Annotated in this window: 20 protein-coding genes; 12 read left to right on the top strand and 8 right to left on the bottom strand. The window is 49.5% G+C overall.

All coding sequences use genetic code 11. The features are described 5' to 3' along the window. The first annotated feature begins 105 nt into the window (after window positions 1-105). The gene (locus AB5903_RS18095; RefSeq protein WP_117666533.1) at window positions 106-993 is read left to right on the top strand and encodes a FimB/Mfa2 family fimbrial subunit; all 888 of its coding nucleotides are present in this window, start codon (window positions 106-108) and stop codon (window positions 991-993) included. Window positions 994-1,027: 34 nt separating this feature from the next. Further along, a complete protein-coding gene (locus AB5903_RS18090; RefSeq protein WP_005656639.1) occupies window positions 1,028-2,767 on the top strand; it encodes a DUF4906 domain-containing protein in 1,740 nt (579 codons plus the stop codon). A 201-nt stretch (window positions 2,768-2,968) separates the two neighbouring features. Here AB5903_RS18090 and dnaB read toward each other — a convergent pair whose 3' ends face one another. Further along, window positions 2,969-4,543, bottom strand: a complete 1,575-nt coding sequence (gene dnaB, locus AB5903_RS18085; protein WP_016662855.1) for a replicative DNA helicase — start codon at window positions 4,541-4,543, stop codon at window positions 2,969-2,971. A 217-nt stretch (window positions 4,544-4,760) separates the two neighbouring features. Between dnaB and ispE the strand changes: the two genes are divergently transcribed. Both ispE and AB5903_RS18075 read left to right on the top strand, forming a co-directional pair. Further along, window positions 4,761-5,591, top strand: coding sequence for a 4-(cytidine 5'-diphospho)-2-C-methyl-D-erythritol kinase (ispE, locus tag AB5903_RS18080; protein WP_272709811.1), 831 nt, complete (start codon window positions 4,761-4,763; stop codon window positions 5,589-5,591). A gap of 87 nt (window positions 5,592-5,678) precedes the next feature. After that, window positions 5,679-6,164 (top strand): PepSY-like domain-containing protein, encoded by a 486-nt coding sequence (locus tag AB5903_RS18075; protein WP_237975386.1) that lies wholly within the window; start codon window positions 5,679-5,681, stop codon window positions 6,162-6,164. Between the two features lie 73 nt (window positions 6,165-6,237). Here the strand turns inward: AB5903_RS18075 and purT are convergent, their stop codons facing one another. After that, entirely contained in the window at window positions 6,238-7,404 is a 1,167-nt protein-coding gene (purT, locus tag AB5903_RS18070) for a formate-dependent phosphoribosylglycinamide formyltransferase (protein ID WP_005656647.1), read from the bottom strand. Between the two features lie 157 nt (window positions 7,405-7,561). Beyond that, window positions 7,562-9,079 (bottom strand): DUF4301 family protein, encoded by a 1,518-nt coding sequence (locus AB5903_RS18065; RefSeq protein WP_005656650.1) that lies wholly within the window; start codon window positions 9,077-9,079, stop codon window positions 7,562-7,564. A gap of 105 nt (window positions 9,080-9,184) precedes the next feature. Between AB5903_RS18065 and AB5903_RS18060 the strand changes: the two genes are divergently transcribed. Beyond that, window positions 9,185-11,407, top strand: coding sequence for a bifunctional (p)ppGpp synthetase/guanosine-3',5'-bis(diphosphate) 3'-pyrophosphohydrolase (locus tag AB5903_RS18060; RefSeq protein ID WP_272709812.1), 2,223 nt, complete (start codon window positions 9,185-9,187; stop codon window positions 11,405-11,407). 189 nt (window positions 11,408-11,596) lie between these two features. Further along, window positions 11,597-11,953, top strand: coding sequence for a diacylglycerol kinase family protein (locus AB5903_RS18055; protein ID WP_195658519.1), 357 nt, complete (start codon window positions 11,597-11,599; stop codon window positions 11,951-11,953). 9 nt (window positions 11,954-11,962) lie between these two features. Here AB5903_RS18055 and AB5903_RS18050 read toward each other — a convergent pair whose 3' ends face one another. From AB5903_RS18050 to AB5903_RS18040, 3 genes are all read right to left on the bottom strand, one after another. After that, a complete protein-coding gene (locus AB5903_RS18050) occupies window positions 11,963-12,940 on the bottom strand; it encodes an MFS transporter (RefSeq protein WP_195658520.1) in 978 nt (325 codons plus the stop codon). Next, the gene (gene panB / locus AB5903_RS18045; RefSeq protein WP_005656658.1) at window positions 12,921-13,742 is read right to left on the bottom strand and encodes a 3-methyl-2-oxobutanoate hydroxymethyltransferase; all 822 of its coding nucleotides are present in this window, start codon (window positions 13,740-13,742) and stop codon (window positions 12,921-12,923) included. Before panB ends, AB5903_RS18050 begins: the two co-directional genes overlap by 20 nt. Window positions 13,743-13,807: 65 nt before the next feature. Further along, on the bottom strand, window positions 13,808-14,455 hold the full coding sequence (locus tag AB5903_RS18040; protein ID WP_195658521.1) for an HAD family phosphatase: 648 nt from the start codon (window positions 14,453-14,455) through the stop codon (window positions 13,808-13,810). 130 nt (window positions 14,456-14,585) lie between these two features. Here AB5903_RS18040 and AB5903_RS18035 point away from each other — a divergent pair, with 130 nt between their 5' ends. Beyond that, window positions 14,586-15,938 carry an MATE family efflux transporter gene (locus AB5903_RS18035; RefSeq protein WP_117742470.1) on the top strand — a complete coding sequence of 451 codons (1,353 nt, stop codon included), beginning with the start codon at window positions 14,586-14,588 and terminating at the stop codon, window positions 15,936-15,938. A gap of 3 nt (window positions 15,939-15,941) precedes the next feature. Here the strand turns inward: AB5903_RS18035 and AB5903_RS18030 are convergent, their stop codons facing one another. Further along, window positions 15,942-16,625 (bottom strand): ABC transporter ATP-binding protein, encoded by a 684-nt coding sequence (locus AB5903_RS18030; protein WP_016662847.1) that lies wholly within the window; start codon window positions 16,623-16,625, stop codon window positions 15,942-15,944. Between the two features lie 31 nt (window positions 16,626-16,656). After that, on the bottom strand, window positions 16,657-18,972 hold the full coding sequence (locus AB5903_RS18025; protein WP_195658522.1) for an ABC transporter permease: 2,316 nt from the start codon (window positions 18,970-18,972) through the stop codon (window positions 16,657-16,659). Between the two features lie 424 nt (window positions 18,973-19,396). On the opposite strand from AB5903_RS18025, the gene AB5903_RS18020 reads away from it, so the two are divergent. The 5 genes from AB5903_RS18020 to AB5903_RS18000 all read left to right on the top strand — a co-directional run bounded on the left by AB5903_RS18020 (window position 19,397) and on the right by AB5903_RS18000 (window position 25,598). Continuing rightward, on the top strand, window positions 19,397-20,206 hold the full coding sequence (locus AB5903_RS18020; RefSeq protein WP_005656668.1) for a metallophosphoesterase: 810 nt from the start codon (window positions 19,397-19,399) through the stop codon (window positions 20,204-20,206). After that, a complete protein-coding gene (locus AB5903_RS18015) occupies window positions 20,181-20,921 on the top strand; it encodes a hypothetical protein (RefSeq protein WP_005656670.1) in 741 nt (246 codons plus the stop codon). The genes AB5903_RS18020 and AB5903_RS18015 overlap by 26 nt, the downstream gene beginning before the upstream one ends. Before the next feature lie 379 nt (window positions 20,922-21,300). Beyond that, on the top strand, window positions 21,301-22,644 hold the full coding sequence (locus AB5903_RS18010) for a sigma-54 dependent transcriptional regulator (RefSeq protein ID WP_005656674.1): 1,344 nt from the start codon (window positions 21,301-21,303) through the stop codon (window positions 22,642-22,644). After that, entirely contained in the window at window positions 22,634-24,049 is a 1,416-nt protein-coding gene (locus tag AB5903_RS18005; RefSeq protein WP_195658524.1) for a PAS domain-containing sensor histidine kinase, read from the top strand. The genes AB5903_RS18010 and AB5903_RS18005 overlap by 11 nt, the downstream gene beginning before the upstream one ends. 94 nt (window positions 24,050-24,143) lie before the next feature. Next, window positions 24,144-25,598: a potassium/proton antiporter gene (locus AB5903_RS18000; protein WP_272709813.1), complete on the top strand. Its 1,455-nt coding sequence runs from the start codon at window positions 24,144-24,146 to the stop codon at window positions 25,596-25,598. Window positions 25,599-25,860 lie beyond the last annotated feature (262 nt).

The raw sequence follows: 25,860 nt of genomic DNA, 5'->3' as shown, positions 1-25,860 counted from the left end.
ACTTCACTCGAACTGACAGTGAGTGTAGCCGACTGGGCACTGAACATCACGCAGGACGTGACATTCGAATAATTACCAAATATTCAAAAGTTCAGAACAACCGCCATGAAGCCTGCCCGCATATTCCTATTCACGATATTGTATGTTAGTCTCACCTTTCTGTACACATCATGCGTGCGGGAAGACACCGGAGACTGCATACAATATGTGCTCGATATGCAAGCTGTAGACTCCGAGGGAAACGACCTCACTGCAACAGACGCCTTGCAAAAAGTGGAAGTCTATCTATTCAACGAGAAAGGATTTATAAGGAAAATACCCACAGATATTTCATCTGATCTGATTTTCAGAGATGATAAAAACGAAAGGCTTACCCTCGTGGTATGGGGAAATATAAAGAAAGATACCTTAATTGCTCCCGATATTCCCATAGGCACTACTATCGAAGAAGCACGTTTCCGACTCAGAGAAGATACAGAAGGAAGTCATTTGCCCATTACTGATATTTTCTATTGCAAAAAGGAAGTGAACAATGCAACTACAAGAAGCAGACAGGTAGAATATCTAACACTGGTTATGGAACGTATGTCAGCAAGCCTGAATATACGTACCAATTATCTGACAAAACATTGCCCATATAATGGGAAACCGTATACGCTCATCGTCAGAGGCACAGGAACAGAAGTGAATTTTACAGGAAAGATTACCGGTAAAAGTGCAGGATATAAACCCGTATCATACACAGACAAACAAGGAGATGTATATACACTTCCTTTCCGAATATTTCCTACCGCACAAGAGGAATACATAGAAATAGACATATACCGGGAACATGAAATAATATACACTATAACACAAGACAACAGCTTCAAGAAATTACATGCACCTGCCGGTAAACAAACAGATATCAATATAGACTTTCATTATACTCCTCCTTTGATAACAATGGATGTACTGCCTTGGGAGAATATTCATCAAGATACAGAATTGTAAATGATTAAGTCATCTGAGTAAATTATATAGCAATATGAGCATCTCCACCTCTTTTCGTTTAAAAGTACTTACAGCATTATCACTAACAACTGTTTTGTTGATACAAGCAGTAATATGCACTTCTTGCCAACAAGATGCCTGTATCAAAGATGCAAAAGAAGCATCTGCCATAATATACCTGCATGTAAAAAGTGAACAACAAACAGACGCAACGACACGAGTGGAAGAGAATCTCATCAAGGACTTACATATACTTATATATGACAGCAATGGAAATTTGATTGGACAAAAATATACCACGAACAATACAGTTACAATAAATACCCACAGCGCTACTGATTGTACCATTTATGCTATTGCAAATACAGGAACTCCGGAACTCTTCAACAGCTATGACATTCATTGGGAAAACAATCTGAAAAACAAGACTTACTCTCTCTATGATTGGAACAGTCTGACAAAAAACAATGTATTGCCTATGACAGGAAGCCAAAGCCACATAAATATAGCTACTGGAAACAATTCGCTTCCGGATATAACAGTAAAACGAATAGCTGCAAAAATCACACTAAATGTAAATATAGATCAAGGTTACGGAATCAACATTGACAGTTACCGCATTTATGGCATTCCAAATAAAACGTACTATGTATTACACCCGTTAGACACTGAATCCGAACCAACCGATACACAAACAACCCGGGCAAAAGATGCGGCTATCCCTTCCCAACCGACGGATTGGACAGACAGTGGAAGTATTTCCCCGAACTCCCCTACAAACATAAATACAATATTCTACATGTTCGAAAATCGGGCAGGAATAAATACCACAATAACCCAGCAAAAAGAAAAAATAAAAGCAAACGCACCGGATTCTGCAACCTATGTTGTAATTTACGGCAAAGCCACCGGATATAAATTTCTGTCCTGGGAAATATATCTTGGAGCTACCACTACAACAAATTTCAATATCAAACGTAACTGTAACTATACTTATAATATTACACTCAAACCCACAACTACCGACACACGGGTTACATACAAAAAAAGTAGCATTATCTGGGCAGGAAGCAATATTTATTGGGACGGCAGCAAACTTACATTTGATACTGCTATATCCAATGATTCCGATTTAAAACAAGGTGTACACTTCCGTTGGGGGTCACTAATAGGTATACCATCTTCGGGAAACTCTGCTCCAAGTGCATATTATATTCCGATATATAATCCTACCTCTCCCCAAAATAGTACTTGGGATTGCAAATCATACGACTTTAACTCTATTTATTGCTTTTACAATGAAGTTTTAAGTAACAGTATTGACCCAAACAATACCTACTTGAATGATAATGCTCTCAATACTGATGAATTTTATCAAGCCTATAAAGGTGATATTTGCCGATATTTAAGCAAGACTGGTGCTGTTACAGGCAGTTGGCGTATGCCTACTTACAAAGAGTTTGGAGATATTGACAAATATACAACAAATGGAAATTGGGGAGACCTTTCTACCAACATTTATGGAACCAGTACTATAAACGGTTACAAAACTTATACTTTCACTGACGGTGTAACTCGTTTTCCTGCCTCCGGTTACTGGCATGCTGCTGACAAAAAACAGTATCGTACCGGTGCAGGAGGTTATTATTGGAGCAGTAGTGTATATAGCGGAAATACATCATCGTATTATTTAGGTTTCGCTGTTGGCTATACTCCACCAGCATCCGTAAATGCAAGGAATCACGCATTTACAATACGTTGTGTCCAAGATTAAACCATAGACAAAACCATCCGATAAGAATATCCCCTATTCAAATCGGAAATGTTTTGTTTGTTTGCTGTGTCTTCCCTGCACTGTGAAGTGCGGGGAAGACTATTTTATATAGACCTACATATCCAAAGCCGATATAATCGTAACAGTAAAACTAATACATATATATAACAGACATTTTTTCATGTAAGCTGCCCAATGCCATTAAAACGGTACAGGCCCGTCCAATCCCACCCCGCCAAACGGATTGTCCGTTTGAGGCATATAGTCGGAGGCAGACGGAGGCGGTGGTGTAGAGGGACTGCCAATGGGCGCATTCATACGCGAACCGAACGTGGCTCCTCCCATACCCTCGGTAGGCGGCGGAATAACCATATCGTCTTCCGGATTCTGGAAGCGGGTGTACTGGCCGATAAAGCGCAGGCGCACATCGCCCACGGCACCGTTACGGTGCTTGGCTATGATAATTTCCGCCATGCCGCGCAGGTCTGTGCCGTCGGCGGAAGTATAAATCTTGTAATATTCGGGACGGTGGATGAAGCACACCATATCGGCATCCTGCTCGATGGCTCCGGACTCGCGAAGGTCGCTCAACTGCGGACGCTTGCCCTCTTCCCCCTCACGGTTCTCTACACCACGGTTCAACTGAGACAAGGCAATAATGGGAATGTTCAACTCCTTGGCCAACCCCTTCAAAGAACGCGAAATCGTACTCACCTCTTCCTGACGGCTGCCGAACGACATGCCGCTGGCATTCATCAATTGCAGGTAGTCGATAATAATTACCTTCACCCCATGCTCGCGAACCAGACGGCGGGCCTTGGTACGAAGTTCGAATACGGAAAGCGAAGGAGTATCATCCACGTACAGAGGCGCATCCAGCAGGTCGCGCAGCTTATAGTCCAACTGCTGCCATTCGTAATCGGCAAGCTGTCCGCTTTTGATTTTCTCGCTCGGTATCTCGCACACGTTGGAGATAAGACGGTTCACCAACTGTACGTTGCTCATTTCAAGGGAGAACAAGGCAACGGGATTGCGGAAGTTCACGGCAATGTTCTTCGCCATGGAGAGCACGAACGCCGTCTTACCCATGGCAGGACGGGCGGCTATGATAATGAGGTCGGAGTTCTGCCAGCCGGAAGTCATCTTGTCCAGTTTCGTAAATCCGCTCTCAAGACCGCTCAAACCGTCGGTACGGGCGGCGGCTTTCTGAATAAGGTCGTACGCTTCGGCAATGACCGGATTGATTTGCGTATAGTCCTTCTTCATGTTCTGCTGCGAAATCTCGAAGAGCTTGCCTTCGGCTTCCTGCATCAGGTCGTCCACATCGAGCGTCTCGTCGAATGCTTTGGACTGTATGTTACTGGTGAAAGTTATCAGCTCACGCGCCAACGCCTTTTGGGCAATGATACGGGCGTGATACTCGATATGCGCAGAGGATGCCACCTTGCTGCTGAGCTGGGTGATGTAGAACGGGCCGCCCACCTCTTCCAAATCTCCGCGCTTGGCAAGCTGCTCCTTCACGGTGAGAATGTCCACCGGTTTCTGATTGACGGCAAGGTCTGTGATAGCGGAGTATATCAGCTGATGCCGGTGTTCGTAAAAAGATTCGGGACGGAGAATTTCGCTCACCAGCGAATAAGCGTCTTTCTCGATCATCAATGCACCCAAAACGGCTTCTTCCAGTTCCGGCGCCTGCGGCTGGATACGCCCGTAATCGTTGACCGGCTGGGGTGATTTCGACTTCGGGGTGCGGGTTGTTCGTCTTTGTTCTGCCACTTTATGAATTAAGAATTGAAATTTAAAAATTAAGAAATAAATAGTCCGCCTTTCAAAAGGGAAAGCAAAGATAAATGATTTTATTGATAGCAATCAACAAATCGTTGTTAAGTTTTCAATCTACTATGAACAGAATTCATTAACTTTGTCTCCGAAGCCTGCTTTGACAGGCCCGTTTTTATTTTTTTAATTTCAATTCTTAATTCTCAATTTAACGATGCTTACTTTTCCGAATGCTAAAATAAACCTGGGACTGAATATTACAGAAAAACGACCGGACGGCTACCATAACCTGGAGACCATCTTCTACCCTATTCCCGTGGAAGATGCGCTGGAAATAAACCCGCTGCGCGAGGGTGACGGAAAATATTGCCTGCATCAGGCAGGTATGGAAATAACGGGAGAAGCGGAAAACAACCTCGTGGTGAAGGCGTATAAGCTGCTGGACGGGTTGTTCGACCTGCCGTCGGTGGATATTCATCTGTTCAAGCATATCCCATCGGGGGCCGGATTGGGTGGCGGCTCGGCAGATGCTGCATTTATGCTGAAAATGCTGAATGAGAAGTTCGGCCTTGGACTGAGTACCGGGACTCTGGAAGAGTATGCCGCCCGCCTGGGAGCGGATTGCGCTTTCTTCATCCGGAATGCTCCTACCTATGCGGAAGGCATCGGAAATGTGTTCTCGCCTATATCCTTGTCGCTGAAAGGGTATCAGCTCTGGCTGGTAAAACCGGATATATTCGTTTCCACACGGGATGCTTTCTCACAAATAAAGCCGCACCGTCCGGAACGGTCACTGAAGGAGACGGTGCAGCTGCCCATTGAAGCATGGAAAGAGTATATGGTGAATGACTTCGAAGAGAGCGTGTTCCCGCAGTTTCCCGCTATCGGGGCAATCAAGGAAGAAATGTACCGGCAAGGCGCTGTCTATGCTTCGATGAGCGGTTCGGGATCATCGGTGTACGGACTGTTTGCGGCGGATGCCGTATTGCCGGATGTAGACTTCGGTGAAAAAGCATTCGTATATAAAGGGAAACTGACCGTTTAAAAGTATGAAATATAAAGTATGAGGAATGAACCATGCGGACGGGACATTGTTATACCCTATATTTTATACTTCATACTTAATTTCAGGATGAAAAGATTCAGATTTTGTTTGGTAGCAGGCATGCTACTGTTTATTTCCGTTTCCACCGTTGCCAAAGGAGTTCCCACAAGCATACAGGCTGCTTTCGAAAAGATGTACCCGTATGTTGCAAATGCCCAGTGGGAACAGATGGCAGGATGTTACGTAGCAGAATTCGTTATTGACGGCAGGGAAACAGATGTGTGGTTCGATGAAAATGCCCAATGGGTAATGATGGAGAATGATGTGGAGTCGCTGGAGAAAGTTCCCGCTCCCGTTGCGGAAGCATTTATGGAAAGCATTATGGCTTCCATGAGATTGAGGGATGTAAGGATAGTCACGTTTCCCAAACGTCCTGCGGTAATCATTATCGAAGTGGAAGGCTACAATTCCGGTGAAGAATTCCAACTGTTCTATGCACCGGACGGAAAGCTGCAACGGCAACTGAATGTGAGTGAACTGGGCGGAGAAATTTACCCGGGACTCTTTAATTAAGCATAAAAGTATGAGGTATAACCATGCGGATGGAGCACGGTTATACCTCATACTTTATATTTTATACTTAAACTCAGTACACTTCTACTTTCGCGGCTATCCGTTTGGCTTTATCGCGCAGCGCATCGAGGTCGCTGTCCAACGGGGCATAGCACAATACAACACCCATACGGCGATTGACGCGGGTGGTAGGCTTGCCGAAGATACGCAAGTAAGTATCTTCTTCTTTGGTCACCTCTTCCATGCCGCGGTAGTTGGGACGCTCCTGACTGGCAATGGGCGAAAGGATAACGGCACTCGCCCCTATCCGCTCCTGCTTGATACCCGGAATGGGCAAACCGAGTACGGCGCGGCAATGCAATTCGAATTCGTTCAGGTTCTGTGTTCCTGCCAGTGTCACCATGCCCGTATCGTGCGGACGCGGAGAGAGTTCGGAGAAGTAAACGCCGTTCTCGTGGCTCAGGAAAAATTCCACTCCCCACAAACCGGCACCGGTCAGGGCACGGGTCACTTTCTCCGCCATATCCTGCGCTTCCTTTAAATGGGCAGGGTCGATATGGGCGGGCTGGAAGCTCTCGCGATAGTCGCCGCCTTTCTGCACATGTCCGATAGGCGGGCAGAACAAGGTAGGGCCATTCTTTTGGGTAACCGTCAGCAAGGTGATTTCACTATCGAACTTGATAAACTCCTCAATGATAAGCTCCTTGATGTCGCCACGGCTTCCGTTGCAGCCGTACTCCCAGGCATGCTCCAGTTCGTCGGCACTCTTTACGAGCGACTGCCCCTTGCCGGAAGAGGACATCAGCGGCTTTACCACACAAGGGAAACCGATTTTTTCGGCAGCAGCCTTCAGCTCATCCAGGGATTTGGCATAGAAGTACCTGGCTGTTTTCAGTCCCAGTTCCTTGGCAGCAAGGTCGCGGATAGCCTTACGGTTCATTGTAAAGTTGACCGCACGCGCGCTGGGCACAACCTGAATACCCTCTTTCTCGAAATCGTACAGGCGTTCCGTACGGATAGCCTCTATTTCGGGTACGATAATGTCCGGCCGGTGTTTACGCACCACACGTTCCAATGCTTCGCCGTCCAGCATGCTGAACACTTCGCACTCGTCCGCCACCTGCATGGCGGGTGCTCCGGCGTAAGAGTCGCAGGCTATGATATATTGCCCCTTACGCTGAGCTGAAATTACAAACTCTTTACCCAGTTCACCGGAACCTAACAGTAAAATCTTTTTCATCGGTTACTAATTTTTTTACTACCTATTATTATTGTTTTTTATGATTGGCAATTTGTTGTTTATTATTGGATGTTCAGGCATAAAACTGACGATTTACGGCCTACCGCCACCGCACTGCGGAAATAGTAAACCGTAAACCGTCAACTTGCAGCTATCATCACTGGTGCTGTTCTCTCAACAGGTCATTCACCGTCTTCACCGGATTGAATGTAGTCAGAGGTACTTCTACAAAGACCGTATTCCAGTCGCTCATGGCACCGTTCCACAATCCGGGAAGTTCCAGAGCTTTCAGGTCTTTGCCGTTCTTCGACTTATAGGAGATGAAGCCCGTAGCCTTGTCCACATACTTCACCAAATCGAACTTATGGCCCTTATAGTCGCGCACTGCACATACCAGGTCTACCGGATTGAAGTGCGTACCTTTTTCAAACATATCCTTCTTCTCAGGGTCATTCATGTCAATCTGAGAACTTTCGAGGATTTGCAGGGAAATCGTACCGTCGCTGTTGTAAGCAAGGAACGGACCGCCACCCGGCTCGCCTACGTTCTTCACCATGCCGCAGACACGCATCGGACGGTTCAGCTTCTCTTTCAGGTAAATCACCAGTTCGGCATCTTCCAGATTCTTCGTTTCGGGGTTCTTGCAGAACAGCTTCTTCTGTACAAACTGCAGGATGTCGAGAACCTGCTCGTGCGTGTACTTGCCGCTGTCCAGCAGTTGCAGATAGGCAAAAGCCTGCTGCTGCAAGGTGATGAGCACACCGGCAATCAGCTTCTTATATAATACGGTATCGCCTTTCAGTTTATCGGGCACTACGTTGTCGATGTTCTTAATGAAGATGACATCGGCATCGAGGTCGTTCAGGTTCTCTATCAATGCGCCGTGACCGCCCGGACGGAACAGAAGCTTGCCGTTATCGCGGAAAGGCTTGTTCTCCATATCGGCGGCAACGGTATCGGTGCTCGGTTTCTGCTCGGAGAAGCTGATGTTGTAATCCACGCCGTACTTTCTGGCATAAGCCGCGGCTTTCTCGTCTACCAACGCCTTGAACAGCGCACGGTGTTCGGGAGATACGGTGAAGTGCACGTTTACCTTACCGCTCTTGTTGGCAGCATAAAGCGCACCTTCCACCAGATGTTCTTCGAGCGGGGTACGGCTGCCGTCCTCGTATTTATGAAACTTCAGCAATCCTTTCGGAAGCGCGCCGTAATTCAATCCTGCCGATTCGAGCAGGGCGGCAACCACCGCCTTGTAATTGCCGGCGGCAATCAGAGCGGGAATATCCTTGCTGGTTGTTTTCAGGCAAGCGGCGTTCAGGTCGTCATAGAAAGCGAACTTCCCGATTTTCCCGAAGAATGTTTTCTCAAAGTCCGACTGCGGAGCATCGTATTCCGCTCCGAGGAATTCAAATAAATTCTTAAACATACGGCTTGCCGCGCCCGATGCCGGAACAAATTTCACCACCGTTTTGTCTGTCTGAGTATATGCTTCCCACGCATTCAGATATTTTTTCTGCTCATCGGCATCCGGAGCCAGTATACCCTGCTCCACGGAAGCAGCGGCAGACAACTTTAAATATGGAAATCCCTTTTCGAAGCAGGCCAGCTGTTCGGCTATCTGTTCTTCCGATATGCCTTTCTTGGCAAGTAGTTCTTTGTCTTGGAGTGTTATCATAATATCTAAATTAATTAATTGATGCCCAAAAATACAAAAAAAGCACAAGCACCGTCATGAAAAGGAAGAAAAAAACTACCTTTACAGCAGAAAATACGGACAATTATGGAAACAGGTGAATTTTTCACAGCCGAAGAGAAGCGTTTGCTCTTCGTGCTCTACCGAAAATTATTGCAGCTTTCCGGAGAGACGCTCCGCAAGGGCGATTGCAGAAAGCTGAAAACACATCTTGTAAACTCTATACAGAACAACCGCATACAGCGGGATATCTTCGGGCTGAACCCGATTATAAAGGATATGCAGACCGCCGTTATCGTGGCGGAAGAGATAGGCATGAGGCGGGCATCCATCCTGGGACTGATGCTCCACGACTCCGTGCGCTGCGGCACCTGTACCGCCGAAGAAGTGGAACGGAACTACGGCGAGGATGTGGCGGGCATCATACGCGGACTGATACGGGTAAACAAACTTTACGCCAAAAGCCCCACCATCGAGTCGGAGAACTTCCGCAACCTGCTGCTGTCCTTTGCAGAGGACATGCGCGTTATCCTCATCATGATTGCCGACCGCGTGAACATCATGCGCCAGATAAAGGAGTGCGAGAACGACGAAGCACGCAGGCAGGTGGCCAATGAAGCCGCCTATCTGTACGCTCCCCTCGCCCATAAGCTGGGGCTGTACAAACTGAAGTCGGAACTGGAAGACCTTTCGCTGAAGTACACGGAGAAGGAAGTCTACTACCACATCAAGGAGAAACTGAATGAAACCAAAGCATCGCGCGACAAGTATATAGCCGCTTTTATCGCTCCGGTACAGAAGAAGCTGGAAGAGGCGGGACTGCATTTCCACATCAAGGGGCGCACCAAGTCCATCCACTCCATCTACCAGAAGATGAAGAAGCAGAAGTGTCCTTTCGAGGGTGTGTACGACCTGTTTGCCATCCGTGTAATCCTGGACTCCCAAGTGGAAAAAGAGAAGCTGGAGTGCTGGCAGGCATATTCCATTGTAACGGATATGTACCAGCCCAACCCGAAGCGTCTGCGCGACTGGCTGTCCGTGCCCAAGAGCAACGGCTACGAATCGCTGCACATCACCGTCATGGGGCCTGAAGGCAAATGGGTGGAAGTGCAGATACGCACCGAACGCATGGACGAGATAGCCGAACGGGGGCTTGCCGCCCACTGGCGGTACAAGGGCGTGAAAGGCGAAAGCGGACTGGACGAATGGCTGACTTCCGTACGTGAAGCGCTGGAGAACTCCGACAGCAGCGGACTGGAGACCATGGACCAGTTCAAGCTGGACTTATACGAAGACGAAGTGTTCGTCTTTACCCCCAAGGGAGACTTGTTCAAACTGGGCAAGGGTTCCACCGTGCTCGACTTCGCCTTCCACATCCACAGCAAGCTGGGCTGCAAATGTATAGGAGCCAAGGTAAACGGCAAGAACGCACAGTTGAAGCAGATACTGAACAGCGGCGACCAGGTGGAAATCATGACGTCCAATACACAGACGCCCAAGCAGGACTGGCTGAACATTGTCACCACTTCCAAGGCGCGCACCAAGATACGGCAGGCGCTCAAGGAAATGGCTGCCCGCCAGCACGCCTTTGCCAAGGAGACATTGGAACGTAAGTTCAAGAACCGGAAAATAGAGTATGACGAGGGTACGATGATGCGTCTCATCAAGCGGCTCGGCTTCAAGGTGGTGACGGACTTCTACCAGAGCATTGCCGATGAAACGCTCGACGTGAACGGCATCATCGACAAGTACCTCGAACTCCAGAAACGGGAGAACGACACGCACGACGACATCGTGTACCGCAGCGCCGAAGGCTATAACCTGCAGGCTGCCGCCCTGCCCGAAGAGACCACCGCCAAAGAGGACGTGCTCGTCATCGACCAGAACCTGAAAGGGCTGGACTTCAAGCTGGCACGCTGCTGCAATCCTATCTACGGAGATGAGGTATTCGGTTTCGTAACCGTAAGCGGCGGCATCAAGATACACCGCTGCGACTGTCCGAATGCAAGCGACTTGCGCGAACGCTTCGGGTACCGCATCGTAAAGGCACGCTGGGCTGGCAAGTCGCAAGGCACGCAATACCCCATTACGCTGCGTGTGGTGGGACACGACGACATAGGCATCGTTACCAATATCACTTCCATCATCTCCAAAGAGACCGGCATTACGCTGCGGAGCATCGGCATAGACTCGCACGACGGATTATTCTCGGGAACGCTTACCATCATGGTAGGCGACACCGGAAGACTGGAAGCGCTCATCAAGAAGCTGAGGACGGTAAAGGGAGTAAAGCAGGTATCGCGCAACTGACGGGGTAAATCCCAAGTTCAACATTGCGGACCGTAAAGTGCTACACTACGTTTCTAAAGTGCTACTTGGCGACGCTAAAGTTCTACTTTACAATCCTAAAGTAGAACTCTACGTTTCCCAAGTCCAACACTGCGTCTCCCCCGCCCTTATTTCTCAATGTTTTAATTCTCAATTCTCAATTTACCAACTATGCGATACGATTTCAAAAAACAGCTCCGCAGTTTCGGTTATGCCTGGCAGGGCATCCGGAGCTGCGCAGGCAAGGAGCAGAACCTGAGTTTTCATCTGATTGCCATGGCGGCAGTAACCCTTGCGGGATTTGTTTTAGGCATTACACGCACGGAATGGACGGTCGTTATCCTCTGTTTCGGTGTGGTGATTGCCGCCGAGCTGTTCAACACAGCTATCGAAAGGCTGGTGGACCGGGTATCTCCCGAACGGCACCCCGTTGCGGGGCAGGTAAAAGACATTGCCGCCGGAGCAGTGCTGGTGTGCGCTGTTGCGGCGGCAATTATAGGATTGATAATCTTTATACCGTATCTTTAAAGGCAGACGTTATCTTACCCTTTTCCTTTTATAGTAGGGATACGTCAGCAGGACGAAGAAGAACAAGGCAAGTATGGCGGCTACACCGGCGGCGTGGTAAAGCAGGAACGCATCTGCCAGGCGGCAAGCCGTTGCCAGACCCGCCAGAAGTCCGGTTTCCATAACCAGGTGGCAAGTCGTGTTACCCGTTCCCCGCTGGCAGTGATGAGATAGCTTTACGAACATCCTTGTAAACGGCAGCGTCAGAAACGTCAACGCCGCCAATGCCAGGAATGCAATGTAGTCGCCTATATAGAGCAATGGCAGCAATACGCCCGGCACGAAAGCTATCAGCAGCATATTCAGCGCAGGAACCCATGCACGCGGCAGCAGGAAGCGGTCCAGGCTGCACAGCCTCATCCCGATAGGCGCACGGAAAGCCACATATACCGTCGATGCGAAATACATGCCGAGAACTCCCACGGCAACGGCTACATAAACAACCGTGCGGAAACCGTAAAGGTCGTACAGCAGGAAGCCTGCGCACGCCCCTGCCAGCATACCCAGCCGGGCAGACCACGCATAAATCATATTGCCGGCACTGCGCCTTGTAGATGTGGTAATGTCGATAGCCACCGTAATGCCCGCCGTCGTTGCCAGTCCGAAGCATACGCCCTGTACCGAAGCAAGCAGCATCAGCTTGAGATAGCTGTCGGCAAAGGCATACCCTGCCATTGCAGCCAGCATGACGAAAGCAGAAGAAAGCAATACGTTCTTCCGCTTATACTCATCGCACAGATAGGCATGAAACGGGCCTGCCGCAAACATCGCCGCAATGAATGCCAGAAACATGTCGCCTGTCCGGGAAACGGACATTCCCAACTGCTCCGGCATTACGAACGAAAGTACGGGAAAAAGCATGTAGACGGATGCGAACAGTAGCAGATTAGCTGTGCACATCCGCCAGAAGTTCAGCGTCATAAGCCTGTCAGTACTGTTCTTTCTCATTCGGGAAGTCTAAGTTCTTCACATCGGAAATGTAATGGCTGATAGCATCGGTCATTACAGTATGCAGGTCGGCATAACGGCGCAGGAAACGGGGGCGGAAACCGTTGTTCATGCCCAGCATATCCTGTACTACCAGCACCTGGCCGTCCACGCCGCTACCGGCGCCGATGCCGATGACGGGAATAGTCAGCTCGCCTGCCACACGCTCTGCCAACGCAGCGGGAATCTTCTCCAGTACAAGGGCAAAGCATCCGGCTTCTTCCAGCAGGTGGGCGTCGCGTACCAGCTTCTCCGCTTCGGCATCGTCCTTGGCGCGTACCGTGTATGTTCCGTACTTGTTGATAGACTGAGGCATCAGTCCGAGGTGTCCCATAATAGGAATACCTGCGCTGAGAATGCGTTTTACCGTACCGATGATTTCTTCCCCGCCTTCCAGCTTCAGGGCATCGGCATGGCTCTCCTTCATGATGCGGATGGCAGATGCAAGACCTTCCATTTCGTTTCCCTGATAAGAGCCGAAAGGCATATCCACCACTACCATTGCGCGCTTTACGCCGCGCACGACGGACTTGGCATGATAAATCATCTGGTCGAGGGTTATGGGCAGTGTAGTCACGTTACCCGCCATTACGTTGGAAGCGGAGTCGCCCACCAGGATGACGTCCATACCTGCGCCGTCAACAATCTGCGCCATGGTATAGTCGTACGAGGTCAGCATCGATATTTTTTCGCCTCTCTGTTTCATCTCAACAAGGCGATGCGTAGTTACTTTACGAGTGTCGTCTGAAATATATCCAGCCATAATCTTAATGAATGTGTTAATGAGTTATCAATTAAAATAGCGCGCAAAGTTAGCGTTTTTTCCCATTACTTGTGCACTTGAAGCATTTTATCGTAAGTGAATCCCGTAAAATCATCCAATACACAATGACATAACGGAGCTATAGCCTCACGGGAGTTGGTCGTTGCCAGTCCTATCACGGTGGCTTCGGATGCCATGCCCGCTTTCAGTCCGTTAAAGGAGTCCTCGAATACATAGGTGCTGCCGGGAGTCGTGCCGAATACTTCCATACCGAGCAGGAAGCAGTCGGGAGCCGGCTTTGAACGGGAAAACATCTCTGCGGTAAGAATCCGGTCGAACATTGTCCTTACCTCGGGGCGGGCACGGTAGACGGCAGCCATTTTCCGGTCGTTGGAACTGGTGACAACCGCCATTTTCACGTGGTTACGGCGCAGGTCGGCAATGAAATCGAGCACACCGGGGATGTAATCATACGCCATGTCCCGCTCAAAAGCGTTGAGGGCGGTGGTGATTTCCTGCTGTTCCTTTGTCTTTCCGGCAAAGAAAGTGTCGTAGATGTAGGTCATGGTCTGCCCCTTTATGCGGCTCTCCAAATCGTCCATGCCCAGATAGTCCACCCCCGCTTTATGCCAAAAGACGGAATACTGCGTTTCGGTATCCATTACCACTCCGTCGAAATCGAACAGGACGGCCGTTGTTTTTGTTGTATCCATATTAAAAAAACAAATATAATATTCGGGCGCAAAGGTCTGAATAATCATCGAACTGAGCAAATATTCATTATCTTTTGATAAGATAGGAAGCTTTCACTATCTTTGCAAACACTTAATTGACGTATATCCAATGAACGATCCGCATATTTTGGGAACCGAACGAATAGGCAAACTGCTTGTGCAGTATTCCATCCCTGCCATTATCGGTATGACAATTACTTCGTTATATAATATCATCGACAGTATATTCATCGGTCATGGCGTAGGCGCCATGGGTATTGCCGGGCTTGCCATCACCTTTCCGCTGATGAACCTGGTGGTCGCTTTCTGTACGGTAGTCTCGGCAGGCGGCTCCACCATATCATCCATACGCCTGGGGCAGAAAGATACGGACGGAGCCACAGAAGTGCTGAACCACACCCTGATGCTGTGCCTTGTCAACGCATTCCTGTTCGGCGGCATCTCCTTTATCTTCCTGGACGAAATCCTGCGCTTTTTCGGTGCCAGCAACGAAACGCTGCCGTATGCACGGAACTTTATGCAGATAATCCTGTTGGGTACGCCGGTGACATATACAATGATAGGATTGAACAACATCATGCGTGCCACGGGGTATCCCAAGAAAGCGATGCTGACTTCGATGGTTACGGTGGTGTGCAACATTATTCTCGCCCCTATCTTCATCTTCCACTTCGACTGGGGTATCCGCGGCGCAGCAACGGCAACGGTCATTTCGCAATTTATCGGCATGATATGGGTAGTAAGCCACTTCCTGCAAAAGACAAGCATCGTACGCTTGCAACCGGGTTTCTGGAAGATGAAAAAGCGCATTATCAGCAGCATTTTCTCCATAGGGATGTCTCCGTTCCTGATGAATGTAACGGCATGCGTCATCGTCATCATCGTCAACAACAGCCTGCAACGTTACGGCGGCGACATGGCTATCGGCGCTTACGGCATCATGAACCGGTTGCTGGTGCTGTACGTAATGATTGTACTGGGACTGACCATGGGCATGCAGCCCATCGTGGGCTACAACTTCGGAGCACAGAAGTACGACCGCGTAAAGGCTACGCTACGCCTGAGCATCCTTACGGGCGTGTGCATCACCAGTACGGGCTTTATCATCTGCGAACTGTTTCCGCATGCCGTATCGGCTGTCTTTACCAGTGACGGGCAACTGATTGACATGGCTTCCAGAGGAGTGCGTATCGGCATAGCCATGTTCCCGCTGGTAGGTGCGCAAATCGTTATCGGCAACTTCTTCCAAAGCATCGGCAAGGCGAAAATCAGCATATTCCTGTCCCTTACCCGGCAGTTGTTGTACCTGCTGCCGGGACTGATTATCCTGCCCCGCTACATGGGGCTGGACGGTATCTGGACGTGTATGCCCGTATCGGACTTCTTTGCATTCGTTACGGCGGTCGTTGCCCTGTGGATATATGTAAAGAAACTGAAGAGGTTGTCTCCTCTCCAGTCTTAATCCTTATAAATCGTTCGAGGCTACGCTCGCCACCACACTGCCGTCGAACAAGTGTACCGTACGGTGTGCAAACGAGGCATCGTGCCGGGAGTGCGTCACCATGACAATGGTAGTGCCTTCCCGGTTCAGTTCCGTCAGCAGGTTCATCACTTCCGCACCGTTCTTGGAGTCCAGGTTACCGGTAGGCTCATCGGCAAGAATCAGTTTCGGGTTCGTCACCACGGCGCGGGCAATGGCTACACGCTGCTGCTGACCGCCGGAAAGCTGTTGCGGAAAGTGCTTGGCACGGTGGCTGATGTTCATCCGTTTCAGGATATCATCTACCATGCGCTTGCGTTCACCCGCTTTCACGCCCAAATAGGTAAGAGGCAGTTCTACATTTTCGTAAACGTTCAACTCATCTATCAGGTTGAAACTTTGGAACACGAATCCCAACTTGCCTTTGCGCACGCGGGTACGTTCTTTCTCTTTCAGGTCCGCCACTTCCTGCCCGAGCAACTTATAACTGCCTTCCGTAGGATTGTCCAGCAGGCCGAGTATATTCAATAAGGTAGACTTGCCGCAACCGGACGGGCCCATGATGGCTACAAATTCCCCTTCTTTCACTTCGAGGTTTACATGGTTCAACGCTACCGTCTCCACTTCCGAGGTACGGAATACTTTACTGATGTCGTTTATCTTAATCATATTGTTTTGTTTTTCTATGTTATACGCTTTTTTATTCACTCTTGATACTGTTCACAGGGTTCTCGTTGGCTATCCGCCAGGACTTCCAAAGGACGCAACCTACGATTACCGCCAGATTGGCGATTACCACCAGCAGATATACAACCCAACCGAGAGGAACCTGCTCGGCAAACTGCTCCATCCAGATACCGTTAATATACCACGATGCAAGAGTTCCGAGAACAACTGCCGGCAATGCTACGACAAGCACGTCTTTGGAAAGCAATTCCAGGATAGAGGATGCTTCCGCACCGTTGACCTTGCGGATGGCAATCTCCTTGCCGCGACGGCGTACTTCATCGGCAGTATATCCTATCAGCCCCATCAGCATGACGAAGAACATCGTTACGGCCGCCATCAGTGTGGCATTGCGGAACACGCGGACACTGTTGTAGGAATCGGTAATCTGCTTTTCATAGCTGACGAAGTCGATGGTCTGATTGCCGAAGGCATCGGCTGCATCCTTGTTCAGTTGCCGCAGGTTCTGTACAAAAGGTTCTTTCAAACGGACATGTACCGTCCCCGTAAAATGTTGATTATAGCGGGCGACAAAAGGCATCTTGGCTTCCGTGAAATCCCCTATCTGGAAATCTTTCAGCACCCCCGCCACTTTCATCTGTGCAGCATTGTCTACATCGACGGTACGCCCCACGGCATCGTTTCCCCAATGCATCATGTCCGCAAATGTTTCATTTACAATTATCTCATCTTTCGTACGTGCCATACGCCCCGCCTTGAACGCCATGCCCATCATTGCCGGATAGTCCTCCCGCATATAGTAACAGGCACGTGTGGAAAAAAGCACATTGCCCGATGCGTCACGAATCATAGAGCCGCTATATCCGCTGACAGGTGTATTGTTGGCACTGGTCACCGCCTCTACATAAGGAAGCCCTTTAAAGAACCGGAGAGCGGCATCACTCTCTTTATCCTCGTTCCAATAGGCATTGGCAAATGCCATCCGCTGCGGATTATACCCCATATCCTTGTTCAGCACATATTGATACTGCACCATCACCACGCACATAAGTCCGCAAATGAATGCCACCCCTGCAAACTGGATGAAAAGCAGCGGACGCTTCCAGCCTTTCTTCCCTTCGGTATAGCGGCGGAACACTTGGGATACGGGAATACGGGCAAACAAACGTCCCGGCAATACTCCGCCCACCATAAACAGTATGCCGACCACCGTCAGCGGAACCCAGATGCGTTCCGGAGCAAGCAGCAAAGAAAGTTTCGCCGCAGCGGTATCTTCAAAGAACTCCCGGAAATTCAGCAGCACCAAAGCCATCAGGAGCAACGCCGCCGCAATGATAATGCCCGTTTCCAAAAGGAACATGCCGAATATCTTGCCGCCGCTTGCCCCGTTGCATTTATGCACGCCTACCGCTTTGGCACGGTATGTAAGTGAGGAAATGGAAATCAGCACGTAGTTCAGCGCCGCAATGAAAAGAATGGCAAGGCCGAGGACGGTCATGATATTACGCATCCGCTCTACGCTTTCGTAATTGCGGTAGGTGTCACGGATAGGCTTTACAAACGCCGTATAGCCATACTTCTTTTTGTCCTCTTCCGGGCGATATTTCTCTATCATAGCGTCTATACGCGCATTCACCACCGACTTGTCCGCACCGGGACGGAAACGGATGTATTCGGGATAACTGTCTCCCCCGCGCCATGAGTAGTTGCCGACTCCGTCGTTCCACAAGGTGGGCATAGAGATAACGGCTTCAGGATGGACGGTTGCATTTTCGGGCAATGCCTCATAAGTACCTTTCACCGTAAAGTCTTTCTCGTGATTGTAGTTGACGGTCTTTCCCACCGGATTCTCTCCGCCGAATATTCTCCCGGCAAAGCGGTCGCTTAGGAAAATCACATTGGGCTGCTGAAGGTCTTTCACTGGATTACCGCTCAGCACTTCGATACCCATTGTCTTGAAAAAGAGTGAATCCGCCACTATCTTTCTTTCGTCAAAACGAGCGTTTTCATTGTATAACGGGGCATTCATCCAATGGCAGGTGCTGGTAGCAGCTTCCACCTGTTCGGGAAAGTTCTCCAGTATGGCGCCCGCCACAGGGCCGCAATTCTGCTCTTGCGGCGGGTACTTCTCGCCCTTAACGGTAAATACCGACCAGATTTGGTAGAGATTGTCGTAGTCTTTGTAGCAGGTGTCGAAACTCTGCTCGTACGCCACGCGGGAGAACAGCAGGATACTCATCGTCAGGCTTAATCCCAAAGAGATTATCTTGATGATATTCGAGCCGCGTCCCCGAAGCAGGGTTTGAATGACATAATAGATTTGTTTCATCGTATACTAATTTATAATTCGTAAACCTACAGTATCGGAAATACATGGCTTGCCGCCATGTTTTCCTGCCTATAATAATGCAGAAAGCGTGCCAAAGGAGTTATGATTTTGATTATCAGGTAATCCTGCATAAATAATCCTTATGCAAGTGTCTAAAAATTAGACACCACCCGTCCAATAATTAGACACCACCTGCCGAATAATCAAATACTATCTGCTTAATGCCTGCCTACAAATCAGATAAACAGACATTTATTCTTTGCAACCCCTGGCCTGATTAGCCAAATCATCACTTACAGAACAGAAAAACGGAAAATAGGACAACTTTTCTATCGAATGAAAACTTTACCTTTGCCCTCAGTTTCCATAGATATATACTGACAGATAATTCAACTTTCATAGATATAGACTGTATAGAGTTATTATGATGAAGCCATATAAACCTTTACTTCTGTCATTCCTCTGCCTGCTTATGGGCAGTTGCGACATGATAGACTATCATCCGTATGATGTACGCATCAACGGTGAAACCGATGTAAACGCCCATAATATTGCGGAGATAGAGCAGAAATGCAAGGACAAGACAACGATTAAGTTCGTGACCATGGGCGACTCGCAACGCTGGTACGACGAAACGCTGGACTTCGTGGGAGAGATAAACAAGCGCGATGACATCGACTTCGTTATCCACGGCGGTGACATGAGCGACTTCGGCGTGACGGACGAGTTTCTGTGGCAGCGCGACATCATGAACAAGCTCCGTGTGCCCTACGTAGCCCTGATAGGCAACCACGACTGCCTCGGCACGGGAGAAGAAACATACCGCGCCGTATTCGGCGACCCTAACTTCTCATTCATTGCCGGACGGGTGAAGTTCGTATGCCTCAACACCAACGCTATGGAGTTTGACTACTCCCGCCCCATTCCCGACTTCACGTTCCTCGAAAAAGAGCTTACCGACCGCAAGGACGAATTCGACAAAACCGTTGTGTCCATGCACGTACGTCCCTATGCCGACCAGTTCAATAATAACGTGGCACGCGTCTTTCACCGCTACGTAACCGAATTTCCCGGCATACAGTTCTGCACTGCCGCCCACGAGCACCACGTCTTCGAGGAAAACCTCTTTGAGGACGGCATCATGTACTACATGAGCGACTGCATGAAGAACCGCAACTACTATGTATTCACCATAACACCCGAAGGATATGAGCGCGAAGTGGTCTATTTCTAATCTGCCGGCACTCGCCGCCATCTGCCTGCTGTTGCTGTGGTGCAGCCCGCTTTCCGCACAGGAACGGGATACGGTGATTATTGTAAAGCACGATACAGTTTACCTGCAACGCAAACCCGACACCGTCGTTACCGGCCGTACACGCCACAGCCGTTACGACCGGCGCGTGCACCGCTACCGCAAACGGTGGGAAGCTTTGATTCCGACACACACCAAGATACAGTTTGCCGGCAATATGGGACTCCTCTCGCTGGGCACAGGCTGGGATTACGGCAAGCGCAACCAATGGGAAACGGATATTTTTCTGGGTGTCCTGCCCAAATATCAGTCCGACTGCACCAAATTGACATTTACCTTGAAGCAGAACTACATCCCCTGGAGCCTGCAAATCAAAGAAAGCCGGTTCTCGGCAGAACCCCTTACCTGCGGTATGTACTTCAATACCGTGTTCGGCGATGAATTCTGGGTGAACGAACCGGATCGTTATCCGAAAGGCTACTACGGTTTCTCGTCCAAAGTACGCATCCACGCTTTCCTCGGACAACGCATTACGTATGATATCGACCCGCGCCGCAGATTTACGGCAAAAGCCATTACGCTGTTCTACGAAATCAGTACCTGCGACCTGTACATCGTAAGTGCATTCACCAACAAGTACCTGAAGCCGAAGGATTACCTGAGCTTGTCCTTCGGAGTGAAGCTACAGTTGCTGTAAGACATGTCTTTCAAGTGAAATTACAGTTACCGCAAGGTTGCCGGCTGTATCTTGCAGTGGTACGAGATGTATCCCACGGTGGTACAAGAAGTACCTCGCTATGGTACGGCATGTACCCTGCGGTGGTACAACGTATACCACACCGTGGTATGACACCTACCTTGTCGTGGTACGGCATGTACCCTGAGGCGGAACGTAGCGCAGCCCCTCTTCTGCTACTGCTTTTGTTACTTCCGCTCCTTATAAAAAAACATCCATGTGTCTTGCCGGGCAGCAAAGCCCAATGAAAAAGTCCCCGAATTATTCCGCCCCTTTTCCTTCTTTCTCGGGAAAATAGAATATATTTGCCCTCACAAATATAACAAGACATCGTTCTGCCATGAAGAAATCCGGAAACATTCTTATCGTTGATGACAATCGCGGCGTACTCACCGCATTGCAACTGCTGTTGAAGCCTTATTTTGATAAAATAACCGTCCTTTCTTCACCGGTTACCCTTCCCGCCACCTTACGCGAAGATACGTGGCAGGCAGTGCTTCTCGATATGAATTTCACATCCGGCATCAATACCGGAAACGAGGGGCTTTACTGGCTGCACGAAATAAAGAAACAATATCCGGCGCTCCCCGTAGTGCTGTTCACCGCCTATGCCGACATAGACCTTGCCGTACGGGGGATAAAGGAAGGAGCAACGGACTTTATCGTCAAGCCCTGGGATAACGGAAAGTTAGTGGAAACCCTGCTGAATGCCGCACAAAACGCCCCTGCATCCGGGAAGAAAACAGCAACCACGCCTGCAAGCACCGCTTCTTCCATGTACTGGGGAGAAAGCCCCGTCATGCAGCAGCTTCGCATGCTGGTAGAAAAGGTAGCGGCCACCGATGCCAACATCCTCATCACCGGCGAGAACGGCACGGGCAAAGAGATGCTTGCCCGCGAGATACATGCCCTCTCCGCACGCCACCGCAAGGAAATGGTAAGCGTGGACATGGGTGCCATTACCGAAAGCCTTTTTGAAAGCGAGCTTTTCGGCCATGTGAAGGGGGCGTTCACCGATGCCCATGCCGACCGTCCCGGAAAGTTCGAGGTTGCCGACCACAGCACGCTCTTCCTCGATGAAATAGGCAACCTCCCCTATCACCTGCAAGCCAAACTGCTGACCGCCATCCAGCGCCGCAGCATCGTGCGGGTGGGCAGCAATATGCCTGTTCCCGTAGATATCCGCCTTATCTGCGCCACCAACCGCAACCTGTCCGAAATGGCGGATAAAGGAGAATTCCGTGAAGACCTGCTCTACCGCATCAACACCATCCATCTTGAAATTCCTGCGCTGCGTGAACGGCAGGAAGATATCATCCCACTGGCAGAGCGTTTCATCACACGTTTCTGCAAGCAATACGGGAAGCCGGCCTTGCGTCTGGACAATGCGGCGCGGGAGAAGCTGATGCTGCACCCCTGGTCCGGCAACATCCGCGAACTGGAACATGCCATCGAGAAAGCCGTTATCATCTGCGACGGTGCATTCCTCTCTGCCGGATTGTTCCAGTTGCAACGCAGGAACGAAGCCCCGGAAATGCCTGCCGCATCCACTCTTGAAGACATGGAAAAGCAAATGATACGCCACACGCTGGACAAGTGCGGTGGCAATCTCTCGGCGGTGGCCTCGCAACTGGGAATTACCCGGCAGACGCTTTACAATAAAATGAAGAAGTATGGGCTTTGAAAAACCTAAGGATATCAGCCAATATTACGTTTTCCGGACTGTCGTCAGCCTGCTCACAGCCGCGGCTGCTGGCATAATGTGGACGCTGTTCTTTCTGAAACAGCCGGGTGCGCATGGTTGGGGCGACCCTCTGCTCTGGGCTGTCCTGTTCACCGTGCTTCTTCCTTTGGCAGTATACTGGCAGCAGCGGTTGTACCGCCGCCACACCCGTAAAGTTCTTTTCATGCTCGATGCCATCGAAAACAACGATACCACCATCCACTTCTCCGAAACGGATGGAACCGAAGACAACCGCCTCGTAAACCGTTCGCTGAACCGCGTAGCCCGTATCCTGCATAATGTAAAGAGTGAAACCGCCCAACGGGAGAAGTACTACGAGCTTATCCTCGACTGTGTAAACACCGGTATCATCGTGCTGAACGACAACGGAGCCGTCTATCAAAAGAACAACGAAGCCCTGCGCCTGCTCGGACTGGAAGTATTTACGCACGTCCGCCAACTGTCGCGCGTGGACGCCCATCTGACGGATACGCTCACCGCCTGCCGTCCCGGCGACAAGTTCCAGGCGGCATTCGGCAACGAACGCGGAACCGTAAACCTATCTGTCCGCGTCAGCGACATCACCGTACGCCAAGAGCACCTGCGCATCCTCGCCCTGAACGACATCAACAACGAACTGGACGAAAAGGAGATAGACTCCTGGATACGACTTACACGCGTGCTGACCCATGAAATCATGAACGCCGTAACCCCCATCACTTCCCTGAGCGATACCCTGCTGAAACTGACCGAAGCCCGGATATCGAAAGAAGAGATGCGGCACGGTCTGCAAACAATCAGTACCACAGGCAAAGGGTTGCTCGCTTTCGTAGAATCCTACCGCAGGTTTACGCGCATCCCCACTCCCGAACCGTCCCTGTTCTACCTCAAAGGCTTCATCAACCGTATGGCGGAACTGGCGCGCCATCAATATCCCGACACCCCGGTTACGTTCAATGTTTCCATCGTTCCCGACGATTTGATACTCTATGCCGACGAAAACCTCATTTCGCAAGTCATCATAAACTTACTGAAAAATGCCATACAGGCTTTTGAAACGGGTGCTCCGGCAGCAACGGGGACAAATGCGGAAACAACAGCGGAAACAAATGCAGCGACTACGGAAAAACACATCAACATACGCGCCTACTGCAACGAAGCCGAAGCCGTACTGATAGAAATATCCAACAACGGCCCTGCCATCCCCCCGGACATTGCCGGGCATATTTTCATTCCTTTCTTCACCACCAAAGAAAACGGAAGCGGCATCGGACTGAGCATCTCCCGGCAAATCATGCGCTTATCCGGCGGAAGCCTCTCTCTGATAGCCGGAAAGGAGACAACTTTTGTATTGAAATTTAATTGAACCAATTAAGTTTTGGTTTTGTTGTCAAGAATGAATATCTTTGTACACAAAGGTACAAAAAGCATTTTCCAATAAAACTCATAACACACTATTTATGCTATTTACAGCTGAAAACATTTTACTTGTAGGTTCTATTTTACTTTTTGTCAGCATCATCGTAGGCAAAACCGGTTACCGTTTCGGAGTCCCCGCCTTGTTACTTTTTCTTGTGGTGGGCATGCTTTTCGGCAGCGACGGACTCGGATTGCAATTCCACAACGCCAAAGAAGCGCAGTTCATCGGTATGGTGGCTTTGAGCATTATCCTGTTTTCGGGCGGAATGGATACCAAGTTCACCGAAATCAAGCCTATCCTCTCCCCCGGTATTGTACTGTCTACTTTCGGTGTGCTGCTGACGGCACTGTTTACCGGACTGTTTATATGGTGGTTGTCGGGCATGAGCTGGACTAATATCCACTTGCCGCTCATCACCTCCCTGCTGCTGGCTTCCACTATGTCGTCTACGGACTCGGCATCGGTATTCGCCATCCTGCGCTCGCAGAAGATGAACCTGAAGCACAACCTGCGTCCCATGCTGGAGTTGGAAAGCGGAAGCAACGACCCGATGGCCTATATGCTGACTGTCGTACTTATCCAGCTCATCCAGTCCTCGGGTATGGGTGCTTCGCAGATAGCTTTCTCTTTCGTAATACAATTTGTGGTAGGTGCTGCCGCCGGCTATCTGCTGGGCAAGCTGGCCATCCTTATGCTCAACAGGCTGAATATAGACAACCAGTCGCTCTACCCCATTCTGCTGTTGTCGTTCGTATTCTTTACCTTCTCCATTACCGATCTGATGAAGGGCAACGGATACCTCGCCGTCTACATTGCCGGCATGATGGTGGGTAACAACAAAATCATGCACCGCAAAGAGATTTACACGTTTATGGATGGACTGACATGGCTTTTCCAGATTATCATGTTCCTCTGTCTCGGTCTGTTGGTGAACCCGCACGAAATGCTGGAAGTGGCAGTCGTGGCATTGCTCATCGGCGTATTCATGATTGTCATAGGACGTCCGCTCAGCATATTCCTCTGCCTGCTCCCGTTCGGGAAACGTATCAATATGAAGTCCAAAATGTTTGTGTCCTGGGTAGGGTTGCGAGGCGCGGTTCCCATTATCTTCGCTACCTATCCGGTAGTGGCAGGTGTGCCGGGAGCAGATGTAATCTTCAACATCGTGTTCTTCATCACCATCCTCTCACTCGTCATCCAAGGTACTACCGTCTCTAAAGTAGCACGCATCATGGGGCTTTCCACCCCGATGGAAAAGACAGGTAACGACTTCGGAGTGGAACTGCCCGAAGATATCGACTCCGACCTGTGCGATGTAACCGTCACCCGGGAGATGCTCGACGCGAAAGGCGATACCCTCAAAGACATGAACCTGCCCCAGGGAACTCTCGTTATGATAGTGAAGCGCGACAACGAATACCTGATACCCAACGGCACTCTGAAACTTCATGTGGGAGACAAATTGCTGCTTATTTCTGAAAAGACCAAAGAATAGGAAATAAGAGGGAGAAAATACACTATTTGTTTTTTTAGGCACGGAATTATACGGAAAACACAGATTTTCTTTATTCTTTTTCCGTGAAACCTATGTAATCCCATGCCTAAAAAAACAAATAGTAAGCGAATTTTAAATTTGACATACCCTCATGAAAAAAACTTTAAACCACTTGCATTGCATCACTATAAGCCCTATATTTGCGCAGTTTTAACTAAAGTGTGCAAATATACGCATGAAACAAGAACAACTGTTCATCGAC

Origin of the sequence: Bacteroides sp. 2201st1_D9_2201SCRN_220225, assembly GCF_040928965.1 — a bacterium.
Taxonomy (GTDB): domain Bacteria; phylum Bacteroidota; class Bacteroidia; order Bacteroidales; family Bacteroidaceae; genus Bacteroides; species Bacteroides stercoris.
This window is presented reverse-complemented; position numbering and strand designations above follow the sequence as displayed.